The sequence below is a fragment of the Giesbergeria sp. genome (assembly GCF_028686475.1).
Classification (GTDB): Bacteria; Pseudomonadota; Gammaproteobacteria; order Burkholderiales; family Burkholderiaceae_C; genus Simplicispira.
Genome location: NZ_JAQUCA010000003.1, coordinates 94,518 through 112,545, shown reverse-complemented (window position 1 = coordinate 112,545; position 18,028 = coordinate 94,518). Strand labels below are relative to the sequence as shown.

At 60.2% G+C, this 18,028-nt stretch carries 18 protein-coding genes; 9 read left to right on the top strand and 9 right to left on the bottom strand.

Translation table 11 applies throughout. The features are described 5' to 3' along the window. The first annotated feature begins 20 nt into the window (after positions 1 to 20). Complete coding sequence (locus PHX60_RS03000) at positions 21 to 2,729, top strand: DUF349 domain-containing protein (protein ID WP_300074492.1); 2,709 nt, start codon at positions 21 to 23, stop codon at positions 2,727 to 2,729. 73 nt (positions 2,730 to 2,802) lie between these two features. Here the strand turns inward: PHX60_RS03000 and PHX60_RS02995 are convergent, their stop codons facing one another. Continuing rightward, on the bottom strand, positions 2,803 to 3,312 hold the full coding sequence (locus PHX60_RS02995; RefSeq protein WP_300074490.1) for an outer membrane protein assembly factor BamE: 510 nt from the start codon (positions 3,310 to 3,312) through the stop codon (positions 2,803 to 2,805). Positions 3,313 to 3,358: 46 nt separating this feature from the next. Between PHX60_RS02995 and PHX60_RS02990 the strand changes: the two genes are divergently transcribed. The 4 genes from PHX60_RS02990 (at position 3,359) to panD (ending at position 6,591) form a co-directional block, all read left to right on the top strand. Beyond that, positions 3,359 to 3,574 carry a DUF3460 family protein gene (locus PHX60_RS02990; protein WP_300074488.1) on the top strand — a complete coding sequence of 72 codons (216 nt, stop codon included), beginning with the start codon at positions 3,359 to 3,361 and terminating at the stop codon, positions 3,572 to 3,574. A 114-nt stretch (positions 3,575 to 3,688) separates the two neighbouring features. Further along, positions 3,689 to 4,525, top strand: a complete 837-nt coding sequence (locus PHX60_RS02985; protein ID WP_300074775.1) for a ScpA family protein — start codon at positions 3,689 to 3,691, stop codon at positions 4,523 to 4,525. A 65-nt stretch (positions 4,526 to 4,590) separates the two neighbouring features. After that, positions 4,591 to 6,171: an L-aspartate oxidase gene (gene nadB, locus PHX60_RS02980; RefSeq protein ID WP_300074486.1), complete on the top strand. Its 1,581-nt coding sequence runs from the start codon at positions 4,591 to 4,593 to the stop codon at positions 6,169 to 6,171. Positions 6,172 to 6,210: 39 nt separating this feature from the next. Beyond that, positions 6,211 to 6,591 (top strand): aspartate 1-decarboxylase, encoded by a 381-nt coding sequence (gene panD, locus PHX60_RS02975; RefSeq protein WP_300074483.1) that lies wholly within the window; start codon positions 6,211 to 6,213, stop codon positions 6,589 to 6,591. Between the two features lie 18 nt (positions 6,592 to 6,609). Here panD and PHX60_RS02970 read toward each other — a convergent pair whose 3' ends face one another. Then, positions 6,610 to 7,017, bottom strand: coding sequence for a hypothetical protein (locus tag PHX60_RS02970; protein WP_300074480.1), 408 nt, complete (start codon positions 7,015 to 7,017; stop codon positions 6,610 to 6,612). Positions 7,018 to 7,118: 101 nt separating this feature from the next. Here PHX60_RS02970 and PHX60_RS02965 point away from each other — a divergent pair, with 101 nt between their 5' ends. Beyond that, complete coding sequence (locus PHX60_RS02965; protein WP_300074477.1) at positions 7,119 to 8,393, top strand: DEAD/DEAH box helicase; 1,275 nt, start codon at positions 7,119 to 7,121, stop codon at positions 8,391 to 8,393. On the opposite strand, the gene PHX60_RS02960 is transcribed toward PHX60_RS02965, so the two are convergent. The 3 genes from PHX60_RS02960 to PHX60_RS02950 are packed head-to-tail and all read right to left on the bottom strand — an operon-like array spanning position 8,375 to position 10,678. Then, a complete protein-coding gene (locus PHX60_RS02960) occupies positions 8,375 to 8,713 on the bottom strand; it encodes a DUF6172 family protein (RefSeq protein ID WP_300074474.1) in 339 nt (112 codons plus the stop codon). The genes PHX60_RS02965 and PHX60_RS02960 overlap by 19 nt on opposite strands. Before the next feature lie 13 nt (positions 8,714 to 8,726). Then, positions 8,727 to 9,482 carry a hypothetical protein gene (locus PHX60_RS02955; RefSeq protein ID WP_300074471.1) on the bottom strand — a complete coding sequence of 252 codons (756 nt, stop codon included), beginning with the start codon at positions 9,480 to 9,482 and terminating at the stop codon, positions 8,727 to 8,729. Then, complete coding sequence (locus PHX60_RS02950) at positions 9,479 to 10,678, bottom strand: PLP-dependent aminotransferase family protein (RefSeq protein ID WP_300074468.1); 1,200 nt, start codon at positions 10,676 to 10,678, stop codon at positions 9,479 to 9,481. The genes PHX60_RS02955 and PHX60_RS02950 overlap by 4 nt, the downstream gene beginning before the upstream one ends. An 81-nt stretch (positions 10,679 to 10,759) precedes the next feature. On the opposite strand from PHX60_RS02950, the gene PHX60_RS02945 reads away from it, so the two are divergent. Both PHX60_RS02945 and nth read left to right on the top strand, forming a co-directional pair. Further along, on the top strand, positions 10,760 to 11,197 hold the full coding sequence (locus tag PHX60_RS02945) for a hypothetical protein (protein WP_300074466.1): 438 nt from the start codon (positions 10,760 to 10,762) through the stop codon (positions 11,195 to 11,197). Between the two features lie 133 nt (positions 11,198 to 11,330). Beyond that, positions 11,331 to 11,969 (top strand): endonuclease III, encoded by a 639-nt coding sequence (gene nth / locus PHX60_RS02940; protein ID WP_300074463.1) that lies wholly within the window; start codon positions 11,331 to 11,333, stop codon positions 11,967 to 11,969. 27 nt (positions 11,970 to 11,996) lie between these two features. Here nth and PHX60_RS02935 read toward each other — a convergent pair whose 3' ends face one another. The 3 genes from PHX60_RS02935 to PHX60_RS02925 all read right to left on the bottom strand — a co-directional run bounded on the left by PHX60_RS02935 (position 11,997) and on the right by PHX60_RS02925 (position 14,189). After that, positions 11,997 to 12,827 carry a BPSS1780 family membrane protein gene (locus PHX60_RS02935; protein ID WP_300074460.1) on the bottom strand — a complete coding sequence of 277 codons (831 nt, stop codon included), beginning with the start codon at positions 12,825 to 12,827 and terminating at the stop codon, positions 11,997 to 11,999. Positions 12,828 to 12,838: 11 nt separating this feature from the next. Then, positions 12,839 to 13,789, bottom strand: coding sequence for a homoserine kinase (locus PHX60_RS02930; RefSeq protein ID WP_300074457.1), 951 nt, complete (start codon positions 13,787 to 13,789; stop codon positions 12,839 to 12,841). Positions 13,790 to 13,865: 76 nt separating this feature from the next. Continuing rightward, entirely contained in the window at positions 13,866 to 14,189 is a 324-nt protein-coding gene (locus PHX60_RS02925; RefSeq protein WP_300074454.1) for a hypothetical protein, read from the bottom strand. Between the two features lie 57 nt (positions 14,190 to 14,246). Between PHX60_RS02925 and polA the strand changes: the two genes are divergently transcribed. After that, entirely contained in the window at positions 14,247 to 17,117 is a 2,871-nt protein-coding gene (gene polA / locus PHX60_RS02920) for a DNA polymerase I (RefSeq protein ID WP_300074451.1), read from the top strand. Between the two features lie 18 nt (positions 17,118 to 17,135). On the opposite strand, the gene PHX60_RS02915 is transcribed toward polA, so the two are convergent. Continuing rightward, positions 17,136 to 18,026 (bottom strand): NAD-dependent epimerase/dehydratase family protein, encoded by an 891-nt coding sequence (locus tag PHX60_RS02915; RefSeq protein ID WP_300074449.1) that lies wholly within the window; start codon positions 18,024 to 18,026, stop codon positions 17,136 to 17,138. Between the last annotated feature and the right edge of the window lie 2 nt (positions 18,027 to 18,028).

Here is an 18,028-nt window from a genome sequence, read left to right as displayed (position 1 = left end):
CTTTTCTTTCACGCAACAAAATGTCCGACGCTCCCGAAAACCATCCAGCCCCTGTCAAAACCCCTGAAGCGCATCCCCTCGATGCCCTGACCGGCGGGGCTTTTTCGGCGGCAACGTCGGGCGAGCGGGCTGCACGTATCCGCGAATGGCTCACTACCCAGCCCGCCCCCGAGCAATTGCAAGAAGTGTTCAAAGAACTCAGTGGCCGTGACAAGGGTGCGGCCAAAGCCGTGCGCGAGCGCATCGAAGAACTGCGCCGCGCCAAAAACCAAGAAGCCATTGCCGCTGAATGGGCCGCCAAAGCCCAAGCCCTGTTAGAAGGGGCCAAACTCAATATTGCCGATGCTTTGGCTTGGCAACGCGATGCCGCCAAGGCGGGTGCGCCACTCTCGCGCGAGCCGCTGTCGCTGCTCAAGGCCCAACTGGTCGAGCGCGTCAAGGTGATTGAAGACCTGCAACACCGCGTCCAAGTGCAGCGCGAGGCCGCCGTGCTGCTGGCCCAGCGCATTGAGGTGCTGTCCACCAAATCGTGGCGCGATGCCCAAGCCGCCCTCGAAGTGCTGTGTGCCGATGTGCAACACTGGCAAGACCAAGCCCAAGCCCTCACGGGGGATGCCAGCTGGGTGAGTGTCGAGGCGCGCTTCCCAACCCTGCTGGATGCCTCGCGCAGCCAATTGCTGGTGGTGTGGAATGCTTTCCAACCGGCGCTGGCCCAAGCCGTGGCCGCTGCCGAAGACGCTGCCGCCCCTCTGCCACCGGTGCCAGTGTGGGCCGACGAGTTGCGCGTCGCCCGTGGCCTGCCCACCGAAGCCGCCGCCGCAGCAGCAGCCACCGAGCGCCCCGCGCGCGTCGCCAAGCCCAAAGCCGCGCCCGAAGTCGTCGCCAAAGCGGTAGAAGCTGTGCGCGAAGCCTTGGCCAAGCTAGAACAAGAAACCGCCGAAGGCCACGGCAAAGCCAGCGCTGGTGCCGCTGCTGCCCTGCGCGCCGTACTCAAAGACCACGGCAAGCACATCGACAACACCTTAGAGCAACAGGTACACACCGCCTTGGTGGCCGCTGGCGAGCTGGAAGGCTGGCAGCGCTGGAGCGCCGACCAAGTGCGCGAAGAACTCATCGCCAAAGCCGAAGCCCTGCTCCATCGCCCCGAAGGCCAAGCCTTGGGTGGGCGCAAAATCCAAGAAAGCCTGCGCCAACTGCGCGAGCAATGGAAAAAAACCGACCAAGGTGGCGCACCCAACCATGCCCTGTGGAAAAAATTTGACGAAGCCTGCAACGCCGCCCACAAAGTCGTAGAAGCCTGGCTAGAAAAAATCCGCGCCGAAGCGGCTGAACACAAAGCGCAACGCTTGGCCCTGATTGAAGAGCTGAAAGCCTGGGCCGCCAGCCCTGCCGCCTCTGGCGACTGGAAAGCCGTCAACCGCAGTTTGTACCAGTTTGCCGACCGCTGGCGCGCCAGTGGCCACGTGGGCGAAAAACTGTTTGCCGAATTGCAACCCCTGTGGAAGCAAGCCATCAGTGCTGCAGCGGCACCGCTAGAGGCGGCGCAAAAGGCCAGCATTCTGCGCCGCCAAGCCATGATTGAAGAGGCCAACGTACTGGGTGCCGCCCCAGCTTTGCGGATTGATGCCATCAAGACACTGCAACAACGCTGGCAAGCCGAAGCCCAAAGCGTGCCACTGGAGCGCAAGCACGAGCAAAAGCTGTGGGATACCTTCCGCAAGCCGATTGACGATGCCTTCCAGCGCAAAACCGCCGAGCGCGAGAAACACGCCACCGAACTTAGCGCCCGTGACCGCGCCGTGGTCGATGCCGCCAAAGCCCTAGAGGCCGCCAATGCCAGCGGCGATGCCCAGCAAATCCGCCAAGCCATGACGGCCCTAGAAGCCGCCCTGCGTGGTCAGGCCCAAGCGCGCGCTGATGCCGATGCTGCGGCCCAAACCACCGAGCCAGCACCGACAGCCGAAGCAGCCCCCGAAAGCACAGAACCAGCCCCCGAAGGTGAAGCCGCCGACGCGCCAGAAGCTGCCGCACCTGTGCCGCCCAAGCCCGCCAACCGCCCAGTGGTGGCCGTGCGTGGCGATGACCGCCCCGGCATGAAAAAAGAGACCCCTGCCGCCCCTATGGGCCGCAATGGCAAACCCGGCGAACGCCGCGATGCCCGCCCCGGCCGCGATGCAGGTCGTCCCGATGCCCGTGGTCCGCGTGACGATGCGCGCAGTGCTGGCCGTTTTGGCGAGCGCGAGCGCGCCCCTGCCTACGAAGACCGTGGCCCGCGCTTGGGCGATGCCGCCTTCCGCGCCCAACGCGAAGCGATGGAACACGCCCAGCAGGCCCTCAAGAAGCTGGCCGCCCAAGCCCACGGCGAAGCCCTGACCCAATTGCTCACTGCGTGGGAAAAACGCGACCCGGCGCTGTTGCCTTCGGCACAAGAATTGGGCGCACGGGTGGCCCCGGTGGTGCGTAGCAGCTGGACACAAGTTTTGGCCAAGGCAGCTACGGGCGATGCGGCATCCTCGCTGCTGCGGTTAGAAATTGCCGCTGATGTGCCCTCGCCCGCCGAGCAAATCTCCGAGCGCCAACGCCTGAAGCTGCAACTGCTCACGCGCCGCAATGACCCAGCACCCACCGAAACCTGGGGGCAGGATGTAGCCACCGTGTTGGCCAGCGCCAGCGATGCTGGCAGCGCACGCCGTTTGCAAAACGTACTCAAAGCGCTGCTGCGTAAATAAAGCAGCAAGCGCCTACCCTAAAAAGCGCCTATCCCTGATGGGGGATGGGCGCTTTTTTTACAGCAACGCTGGTTCAACCCCCACCGCCGTGGCTTTCGGTGGGGTCTGGCCCGATTTGGGTACGCAACACGCGCAATTGCCGGTCGGTGATGACGGTAAACAGCTTGGGGGTGTTGGGAGGCTCTAAAAAACGCCAATCGTAATGGGTTTCATTTTTCAGGGAAAAAGGCGTGATTTTGGCTGGCTTGCCCAAGCGTCGGCGCACCTCGTCCAGGCCCATGCCGGGGCTGATACGGGCAAAATTTTCGGGCGTAAGCACTTGGCGTAGCGCGCTCATTTTGCCGTCGGGGCCAATGGTAATCATGTAGTTACGCAGACCGGCGGACTGGCGGTTGTATTCCAGCGTGCGGCTGCCGCCGCCTTCATCCCAGACATAATCGGGCGCGTCAAAGCGGTCGCGCACGTCCACTTCGGTGGACAGCCCCTCCTCCAGCTCGCTGATACGCTGCGGGTCACAGGCACTGAGCGCTAGCAGGGCACAGCCGATAGCAAAGCGGCGAACAAGGTGTTTTAAAGACGGCATGGCGCATCCCCCATTAAAATTACGACCAGAGAGGTTCACCCAGTCTATGTCTATTTTTGCCCGCCCCCATTACATGTCCGACGCGACACAATTTATCAACCAGCTCAAAGCGCAGCGCCCCGAGCTGGATGCCCAACAAGTGGCAGGCCGCGCTTTGCTCTGGGACAAGCAAGTGGACCGCGAGGTTTGGCAAGATTACGATGCTGGCCGCGTAGCGCAAAAGCCCTACCCCTACCAAGCCCAACCCAACCCAGGCTTGTAAGCAGTGTACGGTCGCTGGCGCGGGTTCGGTCATAGTCCCCAGCGTTCAAGGCGATAGAGGCATGAGCCAATAATGGGCAGCTCCCCTGCCAATGCGTCTGCCAAAGTGCCTGATATGGCTTTGGCAGGTCTTGCTGCGCCCGTAGCGCTTGCACAAGATAGCCACAACACCAGCGCCGCCTTGGCGCGTCTGTATGGTGAGCCACTGTTTGCCTTGCCAGCAGACTTGTATATTCCGCCCGATGCGCTGGAGGTGATGCTCGATGCCTTTGAAGGTCCGCTAGACTTGCTGCTCTACCTGATTCGCAAGCAAAACTTCAATATCCTCGATATTCCGATGGCCGCCCTGACGCGCCAGTATCTGGCCTATGTGGACGAAATTCGCAACCACAACCTAGAACTGGCTGCCGAATATTTGCTCATGGCCGCCATGCTGATTGAAATCAAGTCGCGCATGTTGCTGCCGGTACGCAAAGCCGACAGCGGTGACGAGGTAGATGACCCACGCGCCGAACTGGTGCGCCGCTTGCTAGAGTACGAACAAATCAAAGGGGCTGCCGTGCAGTTGGGCCAAGCACCACAGCAGGGGCGCGATTTTTGGCCCGCGCAGGCAGCGCTGGGGCAACACCTGCAACAGCGCCTGCCCGATGTGTGCGTGGCCGACTTGCAAACCGCTTGGCACGACATTCTGCGCCGCGCTACCTTGGTGCAACACCACCGCATCACGCGCGAAGAGTTAAGTGTGCGCGAATTCATGGGCCAAGTGCTACGCGCCTTGCAAGGGCGGCGCTTTGTTGAGTTTGAAGCCTTGTTTGACCCGGCCCAAGGCCGTGGCGTGTTGGTGGTCACCTTGATTGCCCTGCTAGAGCTGGCCAAAGAGACCTTGATTGAAATCACCCAAGCCGAAGCCTTCGCCCCCATTTATGTCAGGTTGGCCTATACGCCGGTTTGATGTCTGCCAGATGCCTCCTCTATGCCGTGCCCTTGCTGGGTACTCTTTTTTTATTCTGATTTTTTATGGCTTCACACGATTTTGACGTTCTGATTGTGGGCAGTGGCTTGGCGGGGCTGTCTGCGGCCTTGCACTTGGCCGCGACGCACCGCGTGGCCGTGATTACCAAGCGCACCATGCACGATGGCTCCAGCGCGTGGGCGCAAGGCGGCATTGCGGCCGTTTTGGCCGATGGCGACAGCTTTGCTGCCCATATCGAAGACACCTTGGTCGCTGGTGCTGGTTTGTGCGATTTGGCCAGCACGCGCTTTGTGGTGGAAAATGCCCCCGCCGCTATCACTTGGCTGCGTGATTTGGGGGTGCCTTTCACGTTAGAAGGTCAACAACTGCACCTGACGCGCGAAGGTGGCCACAGCGCCCGGCGCATTGCCCACGTCACCGATGCCACCGGCGCGGCGGTGCAAGACACATTGATTGACGTGGTGCGCGCCACGCCCGGCATTACCCTGTTTGAACACCATACTTTGGTGGATTTAATCACCAGCCAAAAGTTGGGCTTGGCCGGACAGCGCTGCTTGGGCTTGTATGCGCTGGACGAGCAAACCGACGAAGTGATTACCTTCCGCGCGCCGCAAACCATTTTGGCCACCGGCGGCGCGGGCAAGGTTTATCTCTACACCACCAACCCCGACACCTCCACCGGCGATGGCATTGCCGCCGCTTGGCGCGCTGGTTGCCGCGTGGCGAACATGGAGTTCATCCAGTTCCATCCCACCAGCTTGTACCACCCACACGCTAAATCGTTTTTGATTAGCGAGGCCGTGCGCGGCGAGGGGGGCCAGCTGAAATTGCCCGACGGCACGCGCTTTATGCCTGCCCACGACGAGCGGGCAGAGCTGGCCCCGCGCGACATTGTGGCGCGTGCCATTGACTTTGAGATGAAAAAGCACGGCCTCGATTGCGTCTATTTGGACATATCGCACCAAAGCCCCGCTTTTTTGCAGGAACACTTCCCCAACATTTTGGCGCGTTGCGCTGAATTGGGCATTGACATCAGCAAAGACCCGATTCCGGTGGTGCCCAGCGCCCACTTTACCTGTGGTGGTATCCTGACCGACTTGGCTGGGCGCACCGATTTGCCCGGCCTGTACGCGGTGGGCGAGGCCGCCTGCACCGGCCTGCATGGCGCGAATCGGCTGGCCAGCAATTCTTTGTTAGAGTGCATGGTGTTCGCCCGCGCTGCGGCCCAAGCCATTGCCGCTGCGCCGCGCTCGCTCATTCCGGCCCTGCCACGCTGGGACGATAGCCGGGTGCAAGATGCCGACGAAGCCGTAGTGATTTCGCACAACTGGGATGAGTTGCGCCGCTTTATGTGGGACTATGTGGGTATTGTGCGTACCAACAAACGCCTAGAACGCGCGGCGCACCGCATCCGCTTGCTGCAAGAAGAAATCCAAGAGTTTTATGCCCATTTTCATGTCACGCGCGATTTATTAGAACTGCGTAACTTGGTGCAAGTGGCCGAATTGATTGTGCGCTCGGCCCAAATGCGCCGCGAAAGCCGGGGCTTGCATTACAGCCGTGACTACCCGAGTTTGGCTGCCCCAGCTGCACCCACCATTCTTGTTCCTCCCATTAGCCATTAACCCAGCTTTTCCCAGCTTTTTACACTGGACGTATTGACCATGTTCCGTACCCTGCTTAAATCCAAAATTCACCGCGTTAAAACCACCCATTGCGAACTGCACTATGAAGGCTCGTGCGCGATTGACGAAGACCTGCTCGATGCGGCCAATATTGCCGAAAACGAACAAGTCCATATCTGGAATATCGACAACGGCGAGCGCTTTGTCACCTACGCTATCAAAGGCCAACGCGGTAGCGGCATGATTTCGGTCAACGGGTCGGCGGCGCGCCGTGCGTGTGTGGGCGATTTGCTCATCATTGCCGCGTTTGCCCAAGTGCATGAAGACCAGGTTAAAACCCACGAACCACAATTGGTGTTTGTGGATAACAACAACCGCCAAACCGAGTTGCGCCACCACGTACCCACCCAGCAAATGTGATGGCTTGCATGGTTGGATTTAGCCGTTGCGTTTAGCCCCATGCGTTTTGAGCAATTGCACCATTTGCTCATCGTGTTTGCGCGTGGCCAGCTCCAACAGGGAGCGCCCTTGGGTATCCACCCCCCGGGGTGAGATGCCCGCGCGCAACAGTTGGTGCGCGGCGGCCCAATTGCTGGCCGACACCGCTGCCAGCAGGCGCGGGTCTGCCGGGGTACGGTCTAGCGCAGGCCGTGTTGCGCTGGCGCTTGCTGCCGCAGTGGCCGCAGTCGGTGCGGCTTCGGGTGGGGGCTCGGCATCATCGGGCACGGCTGGCTTGTGGTCTAAAAACTCGCCCGCCAACGAGGCAACCACAAACCACACCACCACCGATACCGTAATCATCCCCATGATGATGAGTGCTTTGGTGTATTCGTCAAATTCATCCATGCCGGTCTCCGAGTAGCCATCGAATGTAGCGCAAGCTACCGTGGCACTAGACCATAGCGCACAATGCAAGCTTGCATTTTTGCTGGATTGCCGTTTTCATTATGTCTTTTGCCTCTCTTGGCCTCTCTCCCGCGCTGGCCCATGCGGTTAGCACGTTGGGCTTTACGCTGCCCACGCCCATCCAAACGCAGGCCATTCCGGCTATTTTGCAAGGTGCTGATGTCTGGGCCAGCGCCCGCACCGGCTCGGGCAAAACGGCAGCTTTTGCCTTACCAGCATTGCAACAACACCAAAACCTGCTGCTGGCGCGCCATGCTGGGGGCGGTGCGCGCCGCGTGCATACCTTGGTGGTGGTGCCCACGCGCGAGTTGGCCGCCCAAGTGGGCGAGGTGCTACGCAGTTTGGGCCAGCCCTTGCCACAAGCGCCCAAGGTGGTCGTGGCGTTTGGCGGTGTCTCGATTAACCCGCAAATGATGGCTTTGCGCGGCGGTGCCGACATCGTGGTGGCCACGCCGGGGCGGCTGCTGGATTTGGTGGAACAGCGCGCACTGCGCCTGTCCAGCGTGCAATTATTGGTACTCGATGAGGCCGACCGGCTGCTGGATTTGGGCTTTAGCGAAGAATTGAACCGCGTGCTGGCGCTGCTGCCCGCACAGCGGCAAACGCTGTTGTTCTCGGCCACCTTCCCAGACAGCGTGCAAGCCTTGGCGCAGGGCTTGTTGCGCGCGCCGGTGCGGATTGAAGTCGCTGCCATTGAGGATGAAACCCACGCTGATGCCACCATTCTGCAACGCGCCATCGCCGTGGATGACAAACGCCGCACCCAGTTGTTGCTCAAACTAATCAAGGATGAAGGTTGGGAGCGGGTGCTGGTGTTTGTCGCCACCAAATACGCTGCGGAACATGTGGCAGAAAAGCTCTACCGCGCCAAAGTTTTTGCCACGCCGTTTCATGGCGATTTGAGCCAAGGCGCGCGCACCCAAGTGCTGGAGGAGTTTAAGGCGCACCGCTGGCAGGTGGTCGTCACGACGGATTTGGCCGCGCGTGGCATTGATATTGCCCAATTGCCAGTGGTAGTCAATTACGACCTGCCGCGTTCCACCGAAGATTACACCCACCGCATTGGCCGCACTGGCCGCGCCGGTGAAAGCGGCTTGGCGCTTACATTGGTCACGCCCGCCAGCCAAGCCCATTGGCATTTGATTGAAAAGCGCCAGCACCTGAGTTTGCCGTTAGAACACATCGCTGGCTTTGAACCGACGGAGGTGGCACCGGCAGCATCGCCCAGCAATGGCGGCATCAAGGGCAAGCGCCCGAGTAAAAAAGACAAGCTGCGCGCGGCACAGGCAGCGGGTTTTCAGTCCTCGCCCAAATAAGGGGCCGCAATCGGTGGCTCTACCGGGCCACGCACTGGCGGCGCTTGGCGCTTGCCGTGGCCGGCCAGAATCTCCAAATAAAACTGGCTGCCGCCTTCTTTGGCCAAAGCATCCACGGCGCCGATGATTTCGCCCACGCCAATCGGGGTGGCCGCTTCTTGGCTAGGGCCAAACTGGCAGGCAAAGTCCCAATAATCTACGCCCTCGGGCAGGGGGCGGCTGCGTTCGCGCTTGAGGTATTTGCGAATCTCGTGCTTGGTGGCATCGAGCAGCCGGTCGGGGTGCTTGCCTTCGATGTGCAGTTGGAATGTTTTACGCATGGTGAGTTGTCCTTCAATGGGAAAATTCGCCCGGAATGGACGTCTCAGGTGCGCGATGATACGGCCTATGGCTATAAGGCAGTAGCGCCTTGGCCGCTTCGATACGCAAGGGCAAAGGCACGGCGGCATCGTTCATGACGCTGTGCAAAAAATGGTGGGCATTCATCCCGGCTGTGCTGGGGGCTGTGGGCAGCGCCAGCGAGGTGCGCGGCGCAAGCCGACACTGCTGCACCAAGCGGCTCCAAACCGATGGCCTGATGCTTTGTAAGTGCTGCAACAAGTCGGCTTGGGCCTCGGGGCTGGGTTCGCGCTCTAGCCAAGGCTCATCGGCAAACATACTACCCAAGCCGGGCACAATAAAAGCCGACCAATGCCCGGTGGCACTTTGCACGGCAGGCACCAGTGGCACGTGTTGCTGCTCTGGTGTGGGCCAAGTGCGACACAGCGCTGGGGCGAGGTCGGCCCCATACTGCTGGCGTAGCCACTGCACCACGTCCAGCGCCTCGGCCAGAGGCACCGGCACCGCCAGCGAGAACCACAGCTGGAAACCATCGCGTCCCGACACGGCCAAAGCGGGGGGTGGCAGGCCGCCATCGTCTTGCACCCGATGCCAAAAGGCGGCTATCTGCTCCCAAGGCACGGCGCGCGCCAGCTCTACGACGAGGGCGCGCACCCGGCCTTGGGCATCCATGAGCGCCGGGATGGCATTGTCCACGGCAAAATCTTCCAGCAGGTACAAGCGCTGGAGTTCGGTTTGCAGGCGGTTCATTCGGCGTGCAGGGCTTGGGCCAAGCGGCTTACGCCTTCGCGGATTTTTTCTACATCGGCGGTGGCAAAAGACAGGCGCAAGGTAGCTGGGTCGGGGTTTTGGGCAAAGAAGGGCACACCGGGCACAAAGGCCACGCCGCGTTCAATCGCGCGCTGGGCCAAGGCGTTGGCGTTCTGCTCTTGGCCACCGGCACCCGTCAGGCGCAACCAAACAAACAGTCCGCCTTGTGGTTGCACAAACTCTACCGCATCGCCCAATTGCTGGCGCAGGGCATCGCACAGGGCTTGGGCGCGTTCGGCATAGACTTGGCGCACTTGGGCCAGCGTGGTGGGCATCCGGCCTGCTTTTAGGTATTGCGCCGCCACGGCTTGGGCAAAGGTGCTGGTGTGGGCATCGCTAAACTGTTTGCACATCACGGCATTGGCCAGCAGGGCAGCTGGGGCCATCAACCAGCCCACGCGCAAACCGGGCGATAGCACTTTGCTCAACGAGCCACAATGCGCCAGCCAATCCCGGCTGCCGGGCACTTGGCTAGACAGCGCCAGCAAGCTCGGCGGTGGGGCGGCAGCAAAATATAAATCGCCATAGGGGTCATCTTCTACGACCAAGGTTTGGTACTGCGCCGCCAACTCTAGCACCCGTTTGCGCCGCGCCAGGCTCAAGGTGGCACCGCTGGGGTTGCCAAAAGTGGGAATGAGGTAAATCAGCTTGGGCCGATGCTCGATGATGAGCTGCTCTAGCGCCTCGGTTTGCACGCCATCGCTGTCCATTGGGGCGGTAATCAGGTCTGCGCCATACAGGCGAAAGCATTGGATGGTGGCCAAAAAGGTGGGCGCTTCGACAATCACCTTGTCACCGGGGTTAATCATGGTTTTGCCAATCAAGTCCAAGGCTTGTTGGCTGCCGGTGGTGACGATGAGTTGCTCGGGGGCGGCATCTGGTACGCCCTTGCTGGCCATAAAGGCGGCCAATTGTTCGCGCAGGGGCTGGTAACCTTCGGTGGCCCCATATTGCAAGGCCGCGCCCGGCTCTTGGGTCAAGGCGCGCTCGGTGGCGGCGTGAATGCCATCGACATCAAACATGGCGCTGTCGGGAAAGCCGCCAGCAAAGCTGATGATGCCGGGCTTGCCCAGCAGTTTGAACAGTTCGCGGATGGCCGAAGTTTCGATGGCATCGAGGCGGGAGGCAAATTGCATGGCAGAAATCGGTGGTGGACAATGGAACCCGGCATTGTGCCCGCGTCAGTCCAAGCCCTACACTGCCCGGCGGATGAAATCATGCAGAATCAGGAAATGGACAACACAGAAGCCGTAAAAGCTACATTTTTAAGCGCAGACTTCGATTTGTTCATCCAAGGCGGAATAGACGGGGAAAGGCCCATTGCCATCATTCCTGATGATTTAAAGGCCGTGCTTGCAGCGGAGGCCTCCTTACTTCTGCTATCAAAGACTACGGCCCAAAAGCAATACAGAGAGCATCCAGACATCAAGGCGCAAGACTACCGCCGCGTTCAAGCTATGCTTGACCACGGAGAGGTGTTCCGAGACAGAGAGATGCACTTGGGTTTATTGCACGACCAAGGCGCATGGTTCTACGCAGTGATCAAGACCACCAAAACCGGGAAAGCCGTTTTTTTGCAGTCATTCCGACGCACCAACGTGAGCGACATTGAGCGGATGCGAGCTAGAAGCGTGGTGGTCAGACCCGCTAAATAAAAAACCACACCAGTCGTGGAAGCGCTCTAACCCACGCGGCCCCGAAGGGTTTCCGGCTGCGCTAATTTTCACTGGTGCGGTAGTTCCATTCTAATGCAAAGAGGCCATACCAATAAACGCCCCAAAATTATCCATGCAAGCCTCCCAAATCGCCCCCTTCTTCGCCATCCTGCAAGCGGCCAACCCCCATCCGCAAACCGAGCTGCACTACAGCAGCACGTTTGAATTATTAACGGCGGTATTGCTATCAGCGCAGGCCACTGATGTGAGTGTGAACAAAGCCACGCGCTGGCTCTTTCCGGTGGCCAATACGCCCCAAGCCATGCTGGCGCTGGGCCAAGAAGGGTTAGAGGGCTATATCAAAACCATTGGCCTCTACCGTAGCAAAGCGCGGCACCTGCTAGCAACTTGCCGTATCCTGCTAGAGCGCCACGGCGGCGAGGTGCCACGCACGCGCCAAGAGCTGGAGCAATTGCCCGGCGTGGGCCGCAAAACCGCCAACGTGGTGCTGAATGTGGCTTTTGGCGAGCCGACGATGGCCGTGGATACGCATATCTTTCGGGTGGGTAACCGCACCGGGCTGGCAGCGGGCAAAACCCCGTTGGCGGTAGAGCAGCAACTGCTCAAACGTGTGCCTGCTGCCTATGCCGTGGGCGCACACCACTGGCTGATTTTGCTGGGCCGCTATGTCTGCCAAGCACGCAAACCGCGTTGCTGGGAATGCGCCGTGGCGGCGTATTGCGACTACCAGCCAAAAACGCCAGCGCCCTAAGATAGGTGGTGATGGGCTGGGCAGCGCTTATAAAACGCTATCGAGTTTGGTATCGGGCAAATCTACGTCGGGGGCGGGTGGGGGTGGCTCAAAGCAATCGCGGAAGGTAAAAACGATAGAGCTAAAGAACATCGCCGCCATGATCATGGCCAAGGCCACCATCAGGCCAGCCATCGCCCCCGCACTGAACAAGCCCAATACCGCCAGCAACGCCCCAATCAGGCTCATCAGTACGCCACCCAAAGCAAAAGCCCCCAGCCAGCCTAGGCCAAAAAAGATAAAGGCGCTAAAGTTGCGCCCACAGGCCACTAGGCTAAAAAACAGGCTTTTGACGGGCGGCACGCCATGCCAATGTACCAAGCCGGGTGCGTGCCAAAACAGCAACGACAGCGGCAAATAGAGCAACATCGCCAGCCACATGGCACTCTGGAAAGCATCGCTCTCGGCCAATTCTTCGGTCATGGGGATGTGGCCCAAATAGACTTGGGCAAACTGCCCGCCATCGACCAAAGCCGACAAGCCCATCACCAACAAAAAGCCGACCGCATACAGCGCCCCCAGCACCACCATATGGCGCAGGTGCTGCTTGCTGGTGCGAAAGGCCACCAACAGCACCGCCGGAGTCGGAAAGCGCCCCTGCATGGCTTCAGCGGCCGCCACCATCATGGCTAAGGTGGCCGAGGGCAACAGGCCCAACGCCAGCGCCGGGCCAATCAAGGGCACGATGGAGGCCAGCGACATCGCGGCCATCGTCATGAAAAACAACGCGGCAATAGCCATCGGCTGGCGACGGAACACGCTGATGCCCCCCTTGACCCAAGTGAGGCCGGTGCTGGCAGGGACGATGCGAAGTTTCATAAATTCAAAATTTAGAGCGCCAGAGGCTGGGCGATGCGCTGGCGCAGTACGCGCTCAAAATGGGCCGGGTCGTGCGGCGTGAGCAAGGAGGCTTGGCGCGGCAGGTAAAAATCCCACAGGCGCGAAATCCAAAAGCGCAGCGCCCCCGCACGCAGCATGGCGTTGAGCAGTTCGCGCTCGGCAGCTTGCAGCGGGCGCACGGCTTGGTAGGCTTGCAGCATGGCATCGGCACGGCTTGCATCGTGCTGGCCGCTGCTCAAATCAATGCACCAATCGTTGAGACAAACCGCCAAATCGAACATCCAAGTATCGACACCGGCAAAGTAAAAATCAAAAAAGCCGGTCAGCTGTTCGCCATCAAACATGACATTGTCGCGGAACAAATCCGCATGTACCGGGCCAGCGGGCAGCGCAGCATAGGCCGATGAGGCGGCGATATGGTTTTGGTAGGCCAATTCGGAGCGCAATAAATCCGCTTGCGCGGGCATCAGGTAGGGCAACACCACCGGCACAGTCTCGTTCCACCACGGCAGGCCGCGCAGATTGGGCTGTTGGCGCTCGTAGTTTTGTCCGGCCAAGTGCATACGCGCCAACATATCGCCCACGGCAGCACAATGCACGGCTTGCGGGGCCAATTGGCTTTTGCCTTGCAGCCGATTGACCAGCGCCGCCGGTTTGCCGCAGACTTTGTGCAAAATCTCGCCATGTGCGTCGGCGCGCGGGTCGGGCACCGGGATGCCAGCGTGGGCCAGGTGCTTCATCAGGTGCAGATAAAACGGCAATTGCGCGGCGGTCAGGCGCTCAAACAGCGTCAGGACAAAATCGCCTTGGTCGGTGGTAACAAAGTAATTGGTGTTTTCGATACCGCCTTCAATGCCGCGCAGGGCTTGCAGCTCGCCGAGTTGCAATCGGCGCACCAGTTCGCGCGCATCGTTCAGGGGGACTTGGGTAAATACAGCCATCGCTCAACAGACCAGAAAAAACGGACGAGAAAAAACGGAATTTGCAGCAGCCAGTGCCGCCAGCTTCAGCTGTGGCTTAGAACTGCTTGAGGTTCCAAACGCGGGTGCCGGTGTTGGTTTCGGCCCCACTGCGTGGGCGGTTGCGTACCCCGTCAGAGTGTTGCACTTCGTAAGGGGGCAAATCACCGACTTTGGGTTGTACCGTGATGTTTTGCGTTTGGCCGCCAATGCGTAACTCATCGACGCTGCTGCCAGCGTCTTCGATATGGATACGCTCGGTGCGTTGTTCTACCTGCCGTTTCGGCGCAGCCGCTGGGCGGTCGGTAGCAGGAGCAGGGGTTTGGGCCAAGGCCGGGCTGGCAGCCAAGGCCAGTAGCAAGAGGGGGGTAACAGCGCGCATGGCGCGATTGTAGGCGGCCCCTGTACCGCGCCAGCGCGGCCATGCACAATCAGGCCCATGAGTAAGCCTAAAACTTTGGTGCTGGTCGATGGTTCCAGCTACATGTACCGCGCCTTCCATGCCATGCCCGATTTGCGGGCCGTGCCGGGGGACCCCAACAGCCCTGCCACTGGGGCAATTTACGGCATGATTAGCATGTTGCAAGCCTTACGCCGTGAGCATCCTGCCGATTATGCGGCCTGTGTGTTCGATGCGCCCGGCCCGACCTTTCGTGATGCCATTTATCCGGCCTACAAGGCCAAGCGCGAGCCAATGAAAGATAATTTGCGCGCCCAAATCGCCCCTATCCATGAGGTGGTGCGCCTGCTGGGCTGGAGCGTGCTGACGGTGCCGGGGGTAGAAGCCGATGACGTGATGGGCACCTTGGCCCACATGGCGGCGCAGCAAGGCATGGAGGTGATTATTTCCAGTGGCGATAAAGACCTGAGCCAACTGGTGAATGAGCGCGTCACCATCATCGACACCATGAAGCAAGGCAAGCGCCGCGATGTGGCAGGTGTTACCGCCGAGTTTGGCGTACCCCCCCAGCTGATGGTGGATTTTCAGATACTGGTGGGTGATACATCCGACAACGTGCCCGGCGTACCCAAAGTGGGCGAAAAAACCGCTGCCAAGTGGTTGCTGCAATATGGTTCGCTCGATGCCATCATCGCCCATGCCGAAGAGATTAAGGGCGTGGTTGGGCAAAACCTGCGCGCCAGTTTGGGCTGGCTGCCCACGGGCCGCCAGCTGCTTACCATCAAAACCGACTGCGATTTGGCCGCTTGGCTGCCCGGCCTACCCGCACTAGAGGCACTGCGCCTAGAGCAACCCCACCGTGCCGCCTTGTACGATTTTTACCAACAATACGGCTTTAAAGGCTTGGCCCGGATGCTGGCCCCGGCCATGCCCACGCAAGCGCCAAGCAAGCCAGCCGCACCAGCACGCGGCGAAAGTGGCGACCTGTTTGCCCAAGATAACCCCAGCCCGCCCGTGCAACCCAGCCACGCTGTCGATGAAGCGCTAGAGGGCGATTTATTTGCCCCACCCAATGCCACCGAGTTGGCGCAAGCCATAGAACAGCGCAACTTGGCTTACGACACCCTTGTGACGTGGGAAGCGTTTGATGCGTGGCTGGCGAAAATCCAAGCTGCCGCACTGGTCGCCATCGACACCGAAACCACCTCCTTAGACCCGATGCGGGCCGAGTTGGTCGGTATCAGCCTGAGTGTGCAACCCGGCCAAGCCGCCTATATCCCCTTGGCCCATACCGGCCCTGAAGTGCCAACCCAGTTGCCCTTGTTAGAAGTGCTAGAGCGCCTGCGCCCGTGGCTGGAAGATGCCCACCATGCCAAGCTGGGCCAGCATATCAAATACGACCGCCATGTGTTTGCCAATTACGGTATCGAAGTGCGTGGCTATGTCCACGACACCATGCTGCAAAGCTATGTTTTGGAAGTGCATAAACCGCACAACCTGAGCAGCTTGGCCGAACGCCATCTGGGTCGCAGTGGCATCAGCTATGAAGACCTGTGCGGCAAAGGCGTACACCAGATTCCGTTTGCCCAAGTGCCGGTGGAGAAAGCCGCCGCTTATGCCTGCGAAGATGCCGACCAAACCTTAGAAGTCCACCAAACGCTGTGGCCCTTGTTGGCCGCGCATGAGCGCCTGTGCGCCATTTACGCATTAGAAATTGCCAGCAGTGAAGTGCTATTCCAAATAGAACGCCACGGTGTGCTGATTGATGCCCCCCTGCTGGCACAGCAAAGCCAGCAATTGGGCCAGCGGATTGTTGAATTGGAGCAAGAAGCCTACACCTTGGCCGGGCAACCCTTTAATCTAAGCAGCCCGAAACAACTGGGTGAGATTTTCTTCGACACCCTGAACATGCCGGTAGTGAAAAAAACGGCCACTGGCGCACGCAGCACCGATGAAGAAGTGCTAGAAAAACTGGCCCCTGAGCACCCGATTGCGGCCTGCATTTTGCAGCACCGCTCTTTAAGCAAGCTCAAGGGCACCTACACCGACAAACTGGCCGCTTTGGCGCACCCGCGTACCGGGCGCGTGCATACCCATTACGCCCAAGCAGTGGCCGTGACCGGGCGCTTGTCCAGCAATGAGCCTAATCTGCAAAATATTCCTATTCGCACCCCAGAAGGGCGGCGTGTGCGCGAAGCCTTTATTGCCGCCCCCGGTTGCGTGATTGCCAGTGCCGATTACAGCCAAATTGAATTACGCATCATGGCGCACCTGAGCGGCGACCATGCGCTGCTGCACGCCTTTCAGCATGGCTTGGACGTACACCGGGCCACAGCCGCCGAGGTGTTTGGCGTGGGCGTGCATGAAGTAACGCAAGAGCAGCGCCGCTATGCCAAGGTAATCAACTTTGGCCTGATTTATGGCATGAGTGGCTTTGGCTTGGCGCGCAATTTGGGCATTGAGCAGGCAGCAGCCAAAAACTACATTCAGCGTTACTTTGAACGCTACCCCGGCGTGAAGCAGTACATGGACGAGACCAAAGCCCAAGCCAAAGCGATGGGCTATGTCGAAACCGTGTTTGGCCGCCGCCTGATGCTGCCCGAAATCAACTCGCCCAACGGGCCACGCCGCGCCGCTGCCGAACGCGCTGCCATCAATGCGCCCATGCAAGGCACGGCGGCAGACCTCATCAAAATGGCGATGGTGGCCGTACAAAAAGTGCTAGAAGCTGAAAAGCCCAGTATCAAAATGATAATGCAGGTGCATGATGAACTGGTGTTTGAACTGCCCGAGTCCGAGGTGGACTGGTTGCGCCAGCACGTACCACGCCTGATGGCCGAAGTGGCCAGCTTGCGCGTGCCCTTGCTGGCCGAAGTGGGCATCGGCCCGAATTGGGAGCAGGCGCACTGAGAGCGCCCCCTCTTGTGCTTAGCGCCAAGCCGTAGCTACCAATTGGCGGTAATGCACGGCGGGGCGGCCTAACAAGCGGGCTAAGTCGGCTGGGTCGCCCACGTTATCGGTGCCCAACATGGCCAAGGTTTCACTGCACCAAGGGGATGGGGGTACCGCATCACCCACGCGTGCGCTTAGGCTGGTCAGCCACGGCGGCATACGCAATACCCAGGCAGAGCCGTGGCCCAATTGTTGGCGCAAGTTGGCAATCAACTGGCCCATCGTGAGGGATTCGGGGCCAACGCACTCCACCATGCAAGCGCTTTGCTGGGGTGCGCCCAACAAAGCCACCACGGCTGCGGCCACATCGTGTACCGAGACCGGCTGCACCCGTGCATCCAACACCGGCCCTGGCAGCAGCACGGCGGGCAAGCGGGCTAAATTCATGAACAGGGCCGTGCTGTCACCCCCTCGGCCAAACACCACGCTGGGGCGCAAAATGGCGGGGCGCAGTTTGTGCTGGGCTGCCAAGGCCCACAGGCGCTCTTCTGCCGCCCGTTTGGTGCGGGCATAAGCAGTGGTACTACCATCAATGCCCAAAGCCGAAACCTGCACCACCCGTTGTACCCCGGCTTGGGCGCAGGCTTCAAACAAGGCTATCGGGGTGTCGCGATGAACCGCCTCAATCGGGCGGGCGCGGGTGTCGCGCAACACGCCCACCGCATTGACCACCGCATCCATGCCTTCGAGCCGGGGCAGCCAAAAATCGGGCACGGTATCGCGGGCAAAATCCATCGGCACTTGCAAGGCATTGCGCGGCGTTTGGCGTGGCGAGATACCGCCATAGACGCTGTGTCCCGCTTGGGTCAGGGCCGCGTGCAAGGTCTGGCCGACAAAACCAGTCGAGCCGGTGAGGAGAATTCGCATGG

Bases quoted from the DNA above. Each gene is read 5' to 3' on its own strand.
- PHX60_RS02955 (WP_300074471.1), bottom strand. From the start codon at position 9,482: ATGAACCGCCTGCAAACCGAACTCCAGCGCTTGTACCTGCTGGAAGAT.
- PHX60_RS02950 (WP_300074468.1), bottom strand. From the start codon at position 10,678: ATGCAATTTGCCTCCCGCCTCGATGCCATCGAAACTTCGGCCATCCGC.
- PHX60_RS02990 (WP_300074488.1), top strand. From the start codon at position 3,359: ATGTCTATTTTTGCCCGCCCCCATTACATGTCCGACGCGACACAATTT.
- panD (WP_300074483.1), top strand. From the start codon at position 6,211: ATGTTCCGTACCCTGCTTAAATCCAAAATTCACCGCGTTAAAACCACC.
- PHX60_RS02965 (WP_300074477.1), top strand. From the start codon at position 7,119: ATGTCTTTTGCCTCTCTTGGCCTCTCTCCCGCGCTGGCCCATGCGGTT.
- PHX60_RS02995 (WP_300074490.1), bottom strand. From the start codon at position 3,312: ATGCCGTCTTTAAAACACCTTGTTCGCCGCTTTGCTATCGGCTGTGCC.
- nadB (WP_300074486.1), top strand. From the start codon at position 4,591: ATGGCTTCACACGATTTTGACGTTCTGATTGTGGGCAGTGGCTTGGCG.
- PHX60_RS02960 (WP_300074474.1), bottom strand. From the start codon at position 8,713: ATGCGTAAAACATTCCAACTGCACATCGAAGGCAAGCACCCCGACCGG.
- PHX60_RS02985 (WP_300074775.1), top strand. From the start codon at position 3,689: ATGGCTTTGGCAGGTCTTGCTGCGCCCGTAGCGCTTGCACAAGATAGC.
- PHX60_RS02930 (WP_300074457.1), bottom strand. From the start codon at position 13,789: ATGGCTGTATTTACCCAAGTCCCCCTGAACGATGCGCGCGAACTGGTG.
- PHX60_RS03000 (WP_300074492.1), top strand. From the start codon at position 21: ATGTCCGACGCTCCCGAAAACCATCCAGCCCCTGTCAAAACCCCTGAA.
- PHX60_RS02970 (WP_300074480.1), bottom strand. From the start codon at position 7,017: ATGGATGAATTTGACGAATACACCAAAGCACTCATCATCATGGGGATG.
- PHX60_RS02935 (WP_300074460.1), bottom strand. From the start codon at position 12,827: ATGAAACTTCGCATCGTCCCTGCCAGCACCGGCCTCACTTGGGTCAAG.
- nth (WP_300074463.1), top strand. From the start codon at position 11,331: ATGCAAGCCTCCCAAATCGCCCCCTTCTTCGCCATCCTGCAAGCGGCC.
- PHX60_RS02945 (WP_300074466.1), top strand. From the start codon at position 10,760: ATGCAGAATCAGGAAATGGACAACACAGAAGCCGTAAAAGCTACATTT.
- PHX60_RS02925 (WP_300074454.1), bottom strand. From the start codon at position 14,189: ATGCGCGCTGTTACCCCCCTCTTGCTACTGGCCTTGGCTGCCAGCCCG.
- PHX60_RS02915 (WP_300074449.1), bottom strand. From the start codon at position 18,026: ATGCGAATTCTCCTCACCGGCTCGACTGGTTTTGTCGGCCAGACCTTG.
- polA (WP_300074451.1), top strand. From the start codon at position 14,247: ATGAGTAAGCCTAAAACTTTGGTGCTGGTCGATGGTTCCAGCTACATG.